The sequence below is a fragment of the Micromonospora sp. NPDC093243 genome, assembly GCF_044753725.1.
Taxonomy (GTDB): Bacteria; Actinomycetota; Actinomycetes; order Mycobacteriales; family Micromonosporaceae; genus Micromonospora.
Genome location: NZ_JBIVNT010000004.1, coordinates 555287 through 570046 on the forward strand (window position 1 = coordinate 555287; position 14760 = coordinate 570046).

11 protein-coding genes and 1 riboswitch are annotated in these 14760 nt (G+C 72.7%); of the genes, 1 reads left to right on the forward strand and 10 read right to left on the reverse strand.

The genetic code is table 11. From position 1 onward, the window contains the following. Positions 1 to 22: 22 nt before the first annotated feature. The 10 genes from ACIP9D_RS16305 to thiE all read right to left on the reverse strand — a co-directional run bounded on the left by ACIP9D_RS16305 (position 23) and on the right by thiE (position 8505). Positions 23 to 1000, reverse strand: a complete 978-nt coding sequence (locus tag ACIP9D_RS16305) for an ABC transporter permease subunit (protein ID WP_350871257.1) — start codon at positions 998 to 1000, stop codon at positions 23 to 25. Beyond that, positions 997 to 1896 carry an ABC transporter ATP-binding protein gene (locus tag ACIP9D_RS16310; RefSeq protein WP_350871256.1) on the reverse strand — a complete coding sequence of 300 codons (900 nt, stop codon included), beginning with the start codon at positions 1894 to 1896 and terminating at the stop codon, positions 997 to 999. Before ACIP9D_RS16310 ends, ACIP9D_RS16305 begins: the two co-directional genes overlap by 4 nt. After that, positions 1893 to 2288, reverse strand: coding sequence for a GntR family transcriptional regulator (locus tag ACIP9D_RS16315; protein ID WP_350871254.1), 396 nt, complete (start codon positions 2286 to 2288; stop codon positions 1893 to 1895). The genes ACIP9D_RS16310 and ACIP9D_RS16315 overlap by 4 nt, the downstream gene beginning before the upstream one ends. Positions 2289 to 2625: 337 nt before the next feature. Then, a complete protein-coding gene (gene thiC / locus ACIP9D_RS16320) occupies positions 2626 to 4218 on the reverse strand; it encodes a phosphomethylpyrimidine synthase ThiC (protein ID WP_350871253.1) in 1593 nt (530 codons plus the stop codon). A gap of 17 nt (positions 4219 to 4235) precedes the next feature. Then, the gene (gene thiD / locus ACIP9D_RS16325; RefSeq protein ID WP_350871251.1) at positions 4236 to 5021 is read right to left on the reverse strand and encodes a bifunctional hydroxymethylpyrimidine kinase/phosphomethylpyrimidine kinase; all 786 of its coding nucleotides are present in this window, start codon (positions 5019 to 5021) and stop codon (positions 4236 to 4238) included. Further along, positions 5018 to 5689, reverse strand: coding sequence for a thiamine phosphate synthase (locus tag ACIP9D_RS16330; protein WP_350871249.1), 672 nt, complete (start codon positions 5687 to 5689; stop codon positions 5018 to 5020). The genes thiD and ACIP9D_RS16330 overlap by 4 nt, the downstream gene beginning before the upstream one ends. Before the next feature lie 62 nt (positions 5690 to 5751). After that, the gene (locus ACIP9D_RS16335; RefSeq protein WP_350871248.1) at positions 5752 to 6531 is read right to left on the reverse strand and encodes a thiazole synthase; all 780 of its coding nucleotides are present in this window, start codon (positions 6529 to 6531) and stop codon (positions 5752 to 5754) included. Further along, positions 6528 to 6728 (reverse strand): sulfur carrier protein ThiS, encoded by a 201-nt coding sequence (gene thiS, locus ACIP9D_RS16340; RefSeq protein ID WP_350871246.1) that lies wholly within the window; start codon positions 6726 to 6728, stop codon positions 6528 to 6530. The genes ACIP9D_RS16335 and thiS overlap by 4 nt, the downstream gene beginning before the upstream one ends. Beyond that, a complete protein-coding gene (thiO, locus tag ACIP9D_RS16345; RefSeq protein ID WP_350871243.1) occupies positions 6719 to 7885 on the reverse strand; it encodes a glycine oxidase ThiO in 1167 nt (388 codons plus the stop codon). The genes thiS and thiO overlap by 10 nt, the downstream gene beginning before the upstream one ends. Next, positions 7879 to 8505: a thiamine phosphate synthase gene (gene thiE / locus ACIP9D_RS16350; RefSeq protein WP_350871241.1), complete on the reverse strand. Its 627-nt coding sequence runs from the start codon at positions 8503 to 8505 to the stop codon at positions 7879 to 7881. Before thiE ends, thiO begins: the two co-directional genes overlap by 7 nt. Continuing rightward, positions 8500 to 8609: riboswitch (TPP riboswitch) on the reverse strand. It overlaps the preceding gene by 6 nt. Positions 8610 to 8890: 281 nt before the next feature. Here thiE and ACIP9D_RS16355 point away from each other — a divergent pair. Continuing rightward, a complete protein-coding gene (locus tag ACIP9D_RS16355; RefSeq protein ID WP_350871238.1) occupies positions 8891 to 14728 on the forward strand; it encodes a ThuA domain-containing protein in 5838 nt (1945 codons plus the stop codon). Positions 14729 to 14760: the final 32 nt, after the last annotated feature.

Sequence of the window (14760 nt, forward strand, 5' to 3'; positions counted from 1 at the left end):
GTGAACGGTTGTGGTCAGTGCACTAGATCACACGGCGCCGTACCCGCCACACCACCACACCGATCAGGACCGCCGCGACGGCGACGAACAGGGCTGCCTCGATGAGCTGGAACGTCCAGAACCGGTCGGCCGGGTGGTAGACCCCGAACTGCTGGATGCCCCGCGCGTGCAGGAACTGGTTGAGGTTGCTGCCGGCCCGGTTGGCGTCGCCCTCCAGCTCGTAGTACTCGGTCCAGCCCAGCCTGCGCCCGGTGGCGTCTGCGTAGCCGTGTTCGATCATCCAGTCGGCGAAGCTGGGCACGGGCCGGTGCCCCGCCTGGTCCTTCGAGCCGCCGACGGGGACCGGCTCCATGGTGGTGAGCGGGGTGGCGTACGCGGGACGGGCCAACAGCGCCACCGACATCCGGGCGGCGAGGAACGCCCCGAACGCGACGCCGAACGCGGGCAGGCTGCGCCGCAGGATCGCCCCGGCGGCGGTGGCGACGCCGAACGCGAACAGCGCGTACGCCACCGGAACAAGTCCCTCCAGGTCGAAGGCGTCGTACTGGAACCGCCCTTCCCACGCGTCGAATGGCTGACGGAACCAGGTGAGCACCACGGTGAACAGCGCGGTGAGCGTGACGGTGACGCCGGCCAGTGCCGCGAGCTTGGCGGCCAGCCAGCGCATCCGCGGCACGGCCTGCGTCCAGGCGAGCTGCCAGGTGCCGTCCTCCAGTTCGCGCGCGAGCAGCGGCGCACCGAGGAACGCACCGATGACGACGGGGACCAGATAGAAGCCCGCCAGGAGGTTCTCGACGTACCCGTACCCCTCGTCGAGCCGGCGGAAGGAGGCCGCGCAGCCCTCGTTGACACCGGCCTCTCCCGCACACCGGGCGGGACCGCCGGGGAAGAGGTCGTGGGCCTGCGTCCCGAGCACGAGCAGGGCAATGCCGAAAATGCCGACAAGCAGACCCAGGACGCAGACCTCGGTCCGGTGCTGGCGCCAGATCAACCACGTCATGCCGCCACTTCCGACGTGACCGCGGCGCTCGGCTCGGACGGCCGGCGCAGGTACGCCAGCACCAGGTCCTCCAGCGCGACCGGCCGGGCCTGCCAGCCGGGCGCGGCCGGGATTGCGCCGTCGCGTACCAGCAGGGTCGTGTGCCGGTCGCTGTGGACGGCCTCCACGACGGCGCCGGCCCGGTCGAGGTCGGTGGCCGTGCGCGGGCCGATGAGCAGCCGGTGCTCGGCGAGGAGGGTGTCGATGTCACCGGTGAGCGTGACCCGGCCGTGGTTGAGCACGACCAGGTGGTCGCAGACGCGCTCCAGCTCGTGCAGGACGTGGGAGGAGAACAGGACGGTCACCCCGCCTTCGGCCACCGCGCCCATGAGAACCTGCAAGAACTCGTGCCGGGCCAGCGGGTCGAGGCTGGCCACCGGCTCGTCGAGGACGAGCAGGTCCGGCCGCTTCGCCAGGGCCAGCGCCAACGCGACCTGGGCCTGCTGCCCGCCGGAGAGCGTACCGGCCCTGTGGTCGAGCGGGATGCCCAGCTTCGCCAGCCGGCGTTCGGCCAGCCCCTGGTCGAACCGCAGGTTGCAGGCCCGGCCGAAGCGGAGCATCTCGGCGACGGTGAAGCGCTTGTACAGCGGGTGGTCCTGGGCCAGGAAACCGACCCGGGACAGAGTTTGCGGGGTGCTGGCGGTGACGTCGTGGCCGAGGACCTCCACCGAGCCGGTGCTCGGTGCCAGCAACCCGACGACCAGGCGCAGCAGGGTGGTCTTGCCCGCGCCGTTCGGCCCGACCAGGGCGATCACGCCGCCGGCCGGCAGGGTCAGGGTGCAGTCGCGCAGCGCCCAGCCCTTCCGGTATCGCTTGCCCACACCGTCGGTGCGCAGCGCGAACTCGGTCTCTGTCACGCCACGTCCTCATTCCTGGTCTGCTGGTGGACGGAAGTAAAAAGCGCGTTGACCGCCTGCTCGTCGAGGCCGGCGGCGTAGGCGCGGCGCAACCAGGTCGCCAGGCCGCGGCGCAGCGACGTGTACGTCGATGCCGACATCGCGGCCGACTGCTGTTCGTTGACGAACGTGCCCTGGCCGGGCCGGCCGGTGACCAGGTTCTCCTGCTCCATCTGCCGGTACGCCTTGGCGACGGTGTTCGGATTGATCGCCAGGTGCTCAACCACCTCGCGGATGAGCGGGAGGCGGTCGCCGGGTTGGAGAAAGCCCAGCAGCACTGCCTGGCGGACCTGCTGGACGAGTTGCAGGTACGGCGGCACGCCGGAGTGGGTATCGAGCCGAAAGACGAACACGGCAGCCCCTTACTGCTTTACTAGGACCATAGTAAAGCAGTAACTTGACGGTCAAGAGAGCCACCGCGCCCGCACGACCGCGGCACCGGATCCTGGCGTACCTTGCCGCTGGCCACCGTGTCGAGCGGTGCCGGGAAGGTCGCCCGGTTCGTGATCTCGGTAGCCCGGGTGCGCGACATTCCGCCGAGCATGTCGGCGATGTCGGACGGCGCAACGAGTCTCACGCCCTGAGCCGTAGGCTCTGGACTGGGCCTGGGACCAGATGGAAGGCGCCCCGCCTGGGAGGCAACCGGCCGGATCGGTTCTGACCGGTTGCCCCGTCGCGCACTGACGGAACTCAGGCCTGCGGCAGGTAGACCCGACCGCCGCCGGAGACGAACTCCGCCGACTTGTCCCGCATGCCGCGCGCCGCGTACTCCTTGAGCTCCTGGGTGATCTTCATGGAGCAGAACTTCGGGCCGCACATCGAGCAGAAATGCGCGGTCTTGGCCGGCTCGGCGGGCAGCGTCGCGTCGTGGTACGCCCGTGCGGTCTCCGGGTCCAGCGCGAGGTTGAACTGGTCCTCCCAGCGGAACTCGAACCGGGCCTTGGAGAGCGCGTCGTCCCAGGCCTGCGCGCCCGGGTGGCCCTTGGCCAGGTCGGCCGCGTGCGCCGCGATCTTGTACGCGATCACGCCCGCCTTCACGTCGTCCCGGTCCGGCAGCCCCAGGTGCTCCTTCGGCGTGACGTAGCAGAGCATCGCGGTGCCGAACATCCCGATCATCGCCGCGCCGATCGCCGAGGTGATGTGGTCGTACGCGGGCGCGATGTCGGTGGTCAGCGGGCCGAGCGTGTAGAAGGGCGCCTCGTGGCACCACTCCTGCTGGAGGTCCACGTTCTCCTTGATCTTGTGCATCGGCACGTGCCCGGGGCCCTCGATCATCACCTGCACGTCGTGCTCCCAGGCGACCTTGGTCAGCTCGCCGAGGGTACGCAGCTCGGCGAACTGCGCCTCGTCGTTGGCGTCCGCGATGGACCCCGGACGCAGCCCGTCGCCGAGGGAGAAGGTCACGTCGTACCTGGCGAGCAGCGCACACAGCTCGGCGAAGTTGGTGTAGAGGAAGTTCTCCTCGTGGTGCGCCAGGCACCAGGCGGCCATGATCGAGCCGCCCCGGGAGACGATCCCTGTCACCCGGTCGACGGCCATCGGCACGTACGGCAGCAGCACCCCGGCGTGCACGGTCATGTAGTCGACGCCCTGCTCGGCCTGCTCGACGACGGTCTCCCGGAACACCTCCCAGCTCAGCTTGACCGGGTCGCCGCCGACCTTCTCCAGCGCCTGGTAGATCGGCACGGTGCCGATCGGGACGGGCGAGTTCCGCACGATCGCCTCGCGGGTCTCGTGGATCCGCTTGCCGGTGGAGAGGTCCATCACCGTGTCCGCGCCCCACCGGGTCGCCCAGGTCAGCTTCTCCACCTCCTCGGCGACGGACGAGCTGACCGCCGAGGTGCCGATGTTGGCGTTCACCTTCACCAGGAACGCCTTGCCGATGATCGCCGGCTCGCACTCCGGGTGGTTGACGTTGAGCGGCAGCACCGCCCGGCCGGCCGCGATCTCGTCCCGGACGAACTCCGGTGCGACGCCCTCCCGGATCGCCACGAACTCCATCTCCGGCGTGACGATCCCGGCCCGGGCGTAGCCGAGCTGCGTCGGACGCCGCCCGTCGACCCCGGCCAGCGGGGTGCCCGCGCCGCGTACCGGAGCGACATCGCCGCGCGCCGCGATCCACGGCCCCCGCAGCGGCGGCAGACCCACCTCCGGGTCGGAGCCCGGCCCCGAGGTGTCGTAGAGCCGCAGCGGCGGGTTGTCCCCGGTCAGCGCCACCTCGGCGAACGGCACCCGGAGATCCGGTCGGGACCCCTCCACGTACACCTTGCGTCGTGCCTGCATGACAGCCTCCCTGGTGATCAAGCGGTCCAGCCGAAGTGGTCCAACGGACCCCGCCCGGCGCCCAGCTCCCAGCCCCGCGCGCCGGTCAGCGCGCGGTGCACGTACTCCTTGGCGGCACCGACCGCCGCCGGCACCGGATCCCCCAGCGCCAGCCGGACGGCGATCGCCGCCGAGAACGAGCAGCCGGTGCCGTGGGTGTGCCGGGTCGCCACCCGGGGCGCGCGCAGCAGCGTGGTGACCCCGCCGCCGTGCAGCACGTCCACCACCTCGCCGCCGTCGAGGTCGCCGCCGGTGACCACCACGTGCTCCGGGCCGCCGGCGGTCAGCGCCTCCGCAGCGGCGACCATCCCGGCCAGGTCGTCCACCGGGCGTCCGGTGATCGCCGCGGCCTCCGCGCAGTTCGGCGTCGCCACCCGGGCGTACGGGAGCAGCCGCTCGACCGCGGCGACCACGCCGAGCCGGTGCCCGCTCGTGGCGACCAGCACCGGATCGACGACCAGGTGCGGCAGCCGACCGTCGCGGGCCGCGTCGGCCACCACGGCGGCGACGGCCGGGCTGCCGAGCATGCCGGTCTTCACCGCCCGCACGCCGAAATCGGCCAGCACGCTGTCGAGCTGCTCGGCGACGGTGCGCGGCGGCAGTGGCAGCACCGCGTCGACGCCCCTGGTGTTCTGCGCGGTGACCGCGGTGAGCACGCTCGTCCCGTACGCGCCGAGCGCGGCGAAGACCTTCAGGTCGGCCTGGATGCCGGCGCCACCGCCGGAGTCGGAGCCGGCGATGGTGAGCACTGTCGGTGGGGTCATCGTCGCCCTCCCGTGGTCGGTGTCGAGGGCTGCGGCCGACCGTGCGGCACCGGGGTGACCGCCTCGTCGAAGGCTTCCGTCAGCGTGGCGGCTGCCTCTGCGGGGTCGTCGACTCGCATGATCGCGCCGAGGACCGCCACTCCGGCGGCACCTGCCCTGACGCACGCGTGTACCTGGTCGGGAGTCTCGATGCCGCCGAGCGCGAGGACGGGTACCGGGCTCTGCCGGATCAGCGCGGCCAGCCCGTCCGGGAGCAGGGGCGGGCCGTAGCCGGGCTTGGTCCTGCTGGGATGCACGGGCGAGAGGGTGACGTAGTCCTCGGTGGAGAGACGGGCCAGCTCCGCACGGTCGTGGCAGGAGCGGCCGACCAGGCCGACGCTCGGCGGCGGGTAGCGGCCGGCGGCGGGCAGGTGGACGGCGTCACCGTCGAGCGGATCGGGACCGGCGACGATGAGCGTGCCGCCGACCTCGGCCAGGATCGCCCGCAGCTCGACGGCGAGGGCCGCCCGCTCGGCGCTGGGCAGGTCCTTCTCCCGCAGCACGACCCAGCGCACTCCCCCACCGACGGCCGCCGCGACGGCGCTGACCAACGGCCGCCGCGCGACCCGCCGATCGGTCAGCAGCACGACGCCGGTCGGCACCGCGCCGACCGGGAACTTGGCAGCCACCGACCCCGCCAGGGGCCCGCGTTCGCCAGGATCCAGAACGGGAGCGGTGTCGGGCTGCGGGTTCACAGGTCCGGCCGCCCGTCGTCCGGGGTGGACGCGAGCGCGTGGAAGCGGCGGGGGATGCGGCCCGCCCCGGCGGCCAGCCGGCCGGCCTCGACGGCGTGCCGCATCGCGGTGGCCATCGCCACCGGGTCGGCGGCCCGGGTGACGGCGCTGGCCAGCAGCACCGCGTCGCAGCCGAGTTCCATCGCCAGCGCCGCGTCGGAGGCGGTGCCGATGCCGGCGTCGAGGATCACCGGCACGCCGACGCCCTGGCGGATCAGCCGGATGTGGTGCGGGTTGCCGATGCCGAGCCCGGAGCCGATCGGCGCGCCGGCCGGCATCACGGCCGCGCAGCCCACGTCGGCCAGTCGCCGGGCCAGCACCGGGTCGTCCGAGGTGTACGGCAGGACGGTGAACCCGTCGGCCACCAGCTCCTCGGCCGCGCGCAGCAGCTCCACCCCGTCGGGGAGGAGCGTCCGCTCGTCGCCGATCACCTCCAGCTTGATCCAGTCGGTGTCGAACGCGTCCCGGGCCAGTCGGGCGACCTTGACCGCCTCGCCGGCCGTGTAGCAGCCCGCGGTGTTCGGCAGCAGCCGTACGCCGCACCGGTCCAGCAGCTCCAGCAGGCCACCGGCGCTGCCGGGCGCGGTGTCCACCCGGCGCAACGCCACCGTGACCAGCTCGGTGCCGGAGGCCCGGATGGCCTGCTCCAGCACCTGCAGGTTCGCCGCGCCGCCGGTGCCCAGGATGAGCCGCGAGGTGAAGGGCACGCCGCCGATCTCGAATGTCACCCCGCTCACCCGCCCTGGGCCGCGCTGAGCACCTCGACCCGGTCGCCGTCGCGCAGCACGGTCGCCGGCCAGCCGGTCCGCGGCACCACCTCGCCGTTCACCGCGACCGCGAGCCCGCGCTGCTGCGGGGTGACCTCGCGGACCAGGTCGGCCACCGTCGCGCCGCCGGGCAGCGTGCGACCGGCCCCGTTCACCGTCAGTTCCACCGGTCCCCCTTCATCGTCGAATCAGTTCCACCGACGGCGGCCGGGCCCGCGACGGCGAACCGGTCCGGTCGGAAGGGCGCGAGCAGCGGATCGGGCTCGCCGGTGCTGACCAGGTCGGCGATCAGGTCGGCGGTGACCGGGGTGAGCACGATCCCGTGCCGGTGGTGCCCGGTGGCGGCCAGCACGTCCGGCCGGCCGGGCAGCGGGCCGAGAATGGGCGCGTTGTCCGGCGTGCCGGGCCGCAGCCCGGCGACCGTCTCGACCAGGTCGTACTCGGCCAGTTCGGGGAGCAGCTCGACCGCGGCGCGGAGCAGGCGGAGCACCGCACCGGCGGAGACGTCGGTGTCCCGGCGCTCCTCGACCGTCGCCCCGACGACCACCTCGCCGCTGTCCCGGGGCACCAGGTAGACCTGCTCGCTGTCGGCGTACCCCCGGATGACGTGCCGGAAGCCCGGCGCCGCGCCGCCCGGCGCGCGGAGCCGGAGCACCTGTCCCTTCACCGGCCGGACCGGCAGCCCGGCCAGCGCGGCGGCGCCGCAGCCGGCCGCCACCACCGTGACGGGCGCGTCCAGGTCGGCCAGCCGGCGCACCGGCGCGGGCACCAGCACCGCACCGGCCCGCTCGGCGGCGGTACGCAGCGCGGGCACCAGCAGCCGCGGGTCGATCTGGTGGTCGGTGGGCGCGAGCGCCCCGCCGCGTACCCGGGTGGCCAGCGCCGGCTCGTGGTCGCGCAGCTCGCTGGGGCGCAGCGGGCTCACCGGCAGGCCGAGCCCCTGCTGGTACGCCCAGAGCCGGCGCGCCTCCGCCAGGTCGTCCCCGGTCAGCCCGACCATCAGGGTGCCCTCGGTCCGGTAACCGAGGTCGGCGCCGGTCGCCTCGGTCAGCTCGGCGGCGAACGCCGGCCAGCGGGCGGCGGACTCCACCAGCAACCCGGTCAGCTCCCGCTCACCGAAGTACGCCTCGGCGACCGGGGAGAGCATGCCGGCGGCGACCGCCGACGCCCCCGAGCCGGGGGCCGGGTCGTGCACGACCACCCGCAGCCCGCGGGCGGCGCACCGCCAGGCGATCGCCAGCCCGATCGGTCCCGCCCCCACGACCGCCACGTCCGGCCGGGCCCGGTCGTCGGATCGCGTCGACGGGGACCGGCCGGTCAGCACGTCAGGGCCCCGAGCAGCTGGGTGGTCGCGCGGGCCGGGTCGGCGGCGGCGGAGACCGCGCCGACCACCGCCACCCCGTACGCTCCGGCGGCCCGCAGCGCCGGAACGCCGGAGGCGGTCACCCCGCCGATGGCGATCACCGGCACGTCGACCGCCTCGGCCACCGCCCGCACCCCGGCCGCCCCGATCGGCGGCGGCAGGCCCTCCTTGGTGGTGGTGTGGTGGCAGGGGCCGACCCCCAGGTAGCTGGCGCCGGCGGTGACCGCCTCGGCGGCCGTGCCCGGTTCCCGGGCGGTGGCGCCGAGCACGGCGGCCGCGCCGAGCACCCGGCGGGCCGCCCCGACGGGCAGGTCGTCGGCGCCGACGTGCCCGCCGGCGGCGCCCACCGCCAGCGCCACGTGCAGCCGGTCGTTGACCAGGCACCTCGCCCCGTACGGCGCGCAGAGCGCCAGCACCCGGCGGGCCAGGTCGTACGCCTCGCGGTCGGTGGCGGAGTCCTCGACCCGGACCTGCACCACGAGTTCGGCACGGGCCGCCGACAGGGCGGCGCGGACCACGGTGAGTGGGTCCCGCCCGGGTCGGGTGTCGGTGATCAGATGCAGTCGCCCAAGGGACAGCACGGCAACACTCCTCCCTGCGCCGGCATTACCCGGATCAGGTTCAACGGTCGGGGGCTGTCAGCCCCCCTCTCAGCCCGGTACACCGGGCTCCCGTGGGTTACTTGCGTGTCACGGTACGACAGATCCGTCGGGCTGCCAAGGCGGGGGTCGGTGACGGATCCGACTGGGCGCTTCATGCGGTCCTGTTCGGAATGTCGCCCGCCGTTGCAGAACCGTTACCCGCTGGCATCTTGCCCGACATGCATCCAGCGGAATTAATTTGTTCAGCGATTCGACAAAATGCTGGCGTGGACGCCCTGGCACGGTGTCCGCACCGGCTCCATCTGGGACGGTCTTCGGCGAGCCGGCCCCCGCGATCCCTGTCCACCGCGACATAGGAGGCGGCGTGTCCCGATCTCGTCGTGCCCGTATACCCCTCACCGCAACCCTGCTCTCGTTCGCTCTGGCCGCGTCGACCCTTTTCGGCGCGCCCGCGCAGGCGGCACCGGCCGCCGCGCAGATCCCCCCGCGGGACGCGCAGGCCGCGACCCCGGTCACCCAGGTGCTGCCGAAGGCCGCGCAGGCGGCCGACGAACCCTTCTCCGTCCTGGTCTTCTCCAAGACCGCCGGTTTCCGGCACGACTCGATCCCGACCGGCATCGCCGCCATCCAGCAGCTCGGCGCGGCCAACGGATTCACCGTGGACAGCAGCGAGGACGGCGCCGCGTTCAGCGACGCCAACCTGGCGAAGTACCAGGCGGTGATCTGGCTCTCCACCACCGGCGACGTGCTCGACCCCGAGCAGCAGGCGGCGTTCGAGCGCTACATCCGCGCCGGCGGCGGCTACGTCGGCATCCACGCCGCCTCGGACACCGAGTACAGCTGGTCCTGGTACGGCGACCTGGTCGGCGCGTACTTCGCCAACCACCCGGCGAACCAGCAGGCCACGGTGAAGGTGGAGGACCACGCCCACCCGTCCACGGCCGAGCTGCCGGACCGCTGGTCCCGGTTCGACGAGTGGTACAACTACCAGACCAACCCGCGGCCGGACGTGCACGTGCTGGCCAGCCTGGACGAGAAGAGCTACACCCCGGGCGCCGGCGCGATGGGCGCCGACCACCCGATCGCCTGGTGCCAGGACTTCGACGGCGGCCGGTCCTGGTACACCGGGGGCGGGCACACCCGGGAGTCGTACGCCGAGCCCGAGTTCCTGGGCCACCTGCTCGGCGGCATCCGTACCGCCGCGGGCGCGGCGGACGCCGACTGCGGCGCCTCGAAGACCGCCAGCTTCGAGAAGGTCGCCCTGGACAGCAACACCAGCAACCCGATGGAGCTGGACATCGCGCCCGACGGGCGGGTCTTCTACATCGAGCGCGACGGCCGGGTGCAGATCGTCAAGCCGGACACCGGCAGCACCGTCACGGCCGTCGACCTGGACGTCTTCACCGGTAACGAGGACGGCCTGATCGGCATCCGGCTCGACCCGGACTTCGCCACCAACCACTGGGTCTACCTCTACTACGCCCCGAACGACGGCGTCGCGCGCAACCTGCTGTCCCGGTTCACCGTGACCGGCGACACCATCGACCCGGCCAGCGAGAAGCAGGTGCTGCGGGTCGACACCCAGCGCAACACCTGCTGCCACGCCGGCGGCAGCATGGCCTTCGACGGGGCCGGCAACCTCTACCTGGCCACCGGTGACAACACCAACCCGTTCGAGTCGAGCGCGTACACGCCGATCGACGAGCGGCCGGGCCGCCAGGACTACGACGCCCAGCGCACTTCGGGCAACACCAACGACCTGCGCGGCAAGGTGATCCGGATCCACCCGGAGGACGACGGTACGTACACCGTCCCGGCCGGAAACCTCTTCGCGCCGGGGACCGACAAGACCCGCCCCGAGATCTTCGCGATGGGCTTCCGTAACCCGTTCCGGATCGGCACCGACCCGAAGACCAACACGCTCTACGTCGCGGACTACGGGCCGGACGCCAACGCCGACAACCCGACCCGGGGCCCCCGCGGCCTGGTCGAGTGGAACATCGTGACCCCCGGCAACTACGGCTGGCCGTACTGCACCGGGACGAACGAGGCGTACAACGACTACACCTTCCCCTCCGGCCCGAGCGGCGCGAAGTTCGACTGCGCCGCGCCGGTGAACAACTCGCCCAACAACACCGGCCTGACCAACCTCCCGCCGGTCGTCCCGGCCACCGTCGACTACGGCTACGCCGGTGACGCCCGGTACCCGGAGATCGGCGGCGGTGGCGCCCCGATGGGCGGCCCGGTCTACCGCTACGACGCCGAGCTGAACTCCGAGCGCAAGTGGCCGGCGTACTACGACGGCAAGGCGCTGCTCGGCGAGTGGAACCAGTCGAAGATGTACACCATGCAGGTGACCGCCGACGGCAAGTCGCTGGTGGACATCAACCAGCTGCTCACCGGCATGAGCATGATCCGGCCGATGGACTTCGAGTTCGGCCCGGACGGTGCGCTCTACCTGATCGAGTGGGGCAGCGGATTCGGCGGCAACAACGACAACTCCGGCGTCTACCGGATCGACTACATCGCCGGGGACCGCGCGCCGATCGCGGTGGCGGCCGCCACGCCGACCTCCGGGCCGGCGCCGCTGACGGTGAACTTCTCCAGCGCCGGCTCCCGGGACCCGGACGGCGGCACGCTCACCTACGCCTGGGCCTTCGGGGACGGGCAGACCTCCACCGAGGCGAACCCGACGCACACCTACGCGGCGGCGGGCAGCTTCACCGCCCAGCTCACGGTGACCAACCCGAAGGGCCGCACCGCGGTGGCCAACGTGCCGGTCACCGTGGGCAACACCGCGCCGACGGTGACCATCGAGTTCCCGCCGGACGGCGGCTTCTTCGACTGGGGTGACCAGGTCCGCTACACGGTCAAGGTGACCGACCCGGAGGACGGGGAGATCGACTGCGACCGGGTCCAGCTCCAGGTGCTGCTCGGCCACGACGAACACGCCCACCCGCTGGAGCAGCACACCGGCTGCACCGGCACCGTCCAGACGTCGCTCGCCTCCGGGCACGGCGCCGAGGCGAACGTCTTCGCCGTCTTCGAGGCCACCTACACCGACGAGGGCGGCACCGGCGGGGCCGGACCGCTCACCGGCCGGGCGATCGAGCAGTTGCAGCCCAAGCGCAAGCAGGCCGAGTACTTCACCGCCACCGGCCGGGCGCCGGTGAGCACCGGCGGCGGCGACGCCGGCGTGCAGCGGGAGACCACCGGCGACACCGCCGGCGGGGGCCAGAACATCGGGTTCATCGAGGACGGCGACTGGTGGTCGCTCGCCCCGGCGGACCTGACCAACATCACCGACATCCGGTTCCGGGCCGCCTCGGCCGTCGCCGGTGGTCGGATCGAAGTCCGGGTCGGCGCGGCCGACGGACCGCTGGTCGCCTCGGCAACCGTGCCGGGCACCGGCGGATGGCAGACGTACACGGACGTGACCGCGCCGGTGACCGGTGCCGCGAGCGGCACGCTGTACTTCGTGGCCCGGGACCCGAACGGCGGCGCGGGGTCGCTGCTCAACGTCAACTGGATGGACTTCCTCGGCCGCGGCGTCACGGAGAACGGGCCACCGGTGGTCAGCGCCACCGCCACCCCGACCGCCGGCACCGCGCCGGTCACCGTCGCCTTCGACGGCACGGCCACCGACGCCGAGGGCGACACCCCGCTGACGTACGCCTGGGACTTCGGTGACGGCGGCACGGCGTCCACCCTGGACGCCAGTCACACCTACACCAGCCCGGGCACCTTCACGGCGACGCTCACGGTGACCGACAGCAAGGGCGCCAAGTCGTACGCCACGGTGCCGGTGCGGGTGGACGCGCCGAACACGTCCTGCTTCGGGGCGCGCTCGGACGACTTCACCGGCAACAGCCTCGACAAGAGCCGCTGGAGCGTGGTCCGGGAGAACCAGCTCTACTCGGTCTCGGAGGGCGCGCTGCGTCTGCCGACCGGGGTGGGCGACCTCTACGGGGCCCGCAACGACGCCACCAACCTGGTGCTCCAGCCGGCGCCGACCGGGGCCTGGCAGGCGACCACCCGGCTCACCCTTCCGGTGACGACCAACTACCAGCAGGCCGGCCTGCTGGTCTACGGCGACGACGAGAACTACGCCAAGCTGGACCTGCTCTTCTCGAGCAGCCGGCGGGTGGAGTTCATCCGGGAGACCGCCGGCGCGCCGCGCAACGAGGCCGCCGACAGCGCCGCCGCTCCGGCGGGTGACACGCTGCACCTGCGGCTGAGCAGCGACGGGACGAACCTGACCGCCGCCGTCTCGGCCGACGGGCAGACCTTCACCCCGGTCGGCCGGTCGGCCGCGCTCGCCGGCATCACCAACCCGCGGATCGGCCTCTTCGCGCTCAACGGCGGCACCGACGCGCCGGTGGTCGAGGCGGCGTTCGACTGGTTCCAGGTCTCGCCCGACGAGCCGGCCGGGCCGGTCGACCCGTCGGACGAGTTCACCGGCGACACGCTGGACAAGTGCCGGTGGGACGCGATCCTGCGGGAGGACGCGACGGGTTACCGGGTGACCGGTGGCGCGCTGCGGGTCGACGTGCCGAACGGTGACATCTACGGCACCGACAACACCGGGCCGGAGAACTTCATCCTGCAGACCGCGCCGGCCGGCGACTGGACCCTGGAGACGAAGGTCGACGGCAGCCTGCTGAACGAGCAGTACCAGCAGGCCGGTCTGATCGTGCACGCCGACGACGACAACTACCTGAAGTTCGACTACATCGCGGACAACCAGGCCGGCCAGCCGGTGACGCGGCGGATCGAGTTCCGCAGCGAGATCGGCGGGGCGGTGCAGAACCCGCAGCCGGAGGCGGCGAACCTGACCGGTTCGGTGTGGTACCTGCGACTGGCCCGCAGCGGTGACACCTTCACCGCGTCGTACTCGGCCGACGGGACGACCTGGACGGCGTTGACCACGCTCACCAACAGCGCAGTCGGCGCCACCCCCAAGGTCGGGCTCTTCACCCTCGGCGCCAACCAGACCGCCTCGAAGACCGCCGGGTTCGACTACTTCCGGCTCAGCACCGAGACGGCCGACGAGACGGCTCCGGTGACCACCGCGGCGGTCTCCGGCACCCCGACCGAGGGTTGGCACACCGGGCCGGTGACGGTCACGCTGACCGCCGCCGACGAGGCGGGTGGCAGCGGCCTGGCCGGCACGCAGTACCAGCTGGACGGGGCGACCGCCTGGACGGACTACACCGCGCCGGTGGCGGTCACCGGGGACGGCGAGCACGAGCTGCGGTTCCGCTCGACGGACCAGGCGGGCAACGTGGAGCCGACGAAGACCGTCAGCTTCAAGATCGACACCACCGCGCCGGTCACCTCGGCGTCGTTCGCTCCCGCGAACGACGCCGGCTGGCACGACGGGACCATCCCGGTCGTGTTGACCTCGACCGATGCCGGCTCCGGCGTCAAGTCGGTGGAGTGGTCGCTGGACGGTGGCGCGTGGACGCCGTACTCGGCGCCGGTCGAGGTGACCGGTGACGGGGAGCACGAGCTGCTCTTCCGGTCCGTCGACAAGGCCGGCAACGCCGAGACGCTCAAGTCGGCGGTGCTTCGGATCGACGGCACCAAGCCGACGCTGCTGGTGTCCGGCATCGCCGACGGCCAGCTCTACGGGGACAGCCAGGACGTCCGGGTGTCCTGGCAGGCGGTCGACCCGACCTCGGGCATCGCGAGCGTGGTCGGCGAGCTGGACGGCCGGCCGTACGTCAGCGGCACCCTGCAGGCCATGTACGAGCTGCCGCTCGGCCTGCACGAGCTGACCGTCACCGCGACCGACAAGGCGGGCAACCAGACCACCTCGGAGGTCCGGTTCTTCGTCACCACCTCGTTCCGGGACATGCAGAACCTGCTGGACCGGTTCAAGGCGACGGGGCGGCTCTCGGCCACTGCCCACAAGCAGCTGACCGCGAAGCTCGACGCCGCCCGTAAGGCCGAGGCGGCCGGCAACGACAAGAAGGCGGTCAAGCAGCTGACCGAGTTCCGGAGCCTCGCCACCGGCGCCACCCTGGTGCCGGAGGCCGAGATCCGGGACGTGCTGGTCCGGGACGCCGACGCCATGATCGTCCGGCTCGGCGGCGCGGCCAGCAAGGCCGGGGTGAAGGCGAACGACGGCGAGTCCGTCGACGGTGCCGGGCGGCTGGGTGGCGATGCCACCCGGCTCGCTCCGGGCCGCCGGCTCTGATCCGACGAGGCCCCTCCTCGACGCTCCGGCGT

Coding starts and splice junctions, on each gene's coding strand:
- ACIP9D_RS16305 (WP_350871257.1), bottom strand. CDS start 1,000: ATGACGTGGTTGATCTGGCGCCAGCACCGGACCGAGGTCTGCGTCCTG.
- thiC (WP_350871253.1), bottom strand. CDS start 4,218: ATGCAGGCACGACGCAAGGTGTACGTGGAGGGGTCCCGACCGGATCTC.
- thiD (WP_350871251.1), bottom strand. CDS start 5,021: ATGACCCCACCGACAGTGCTCACCATCGCCGGCTCCGACTCCGGCGGT.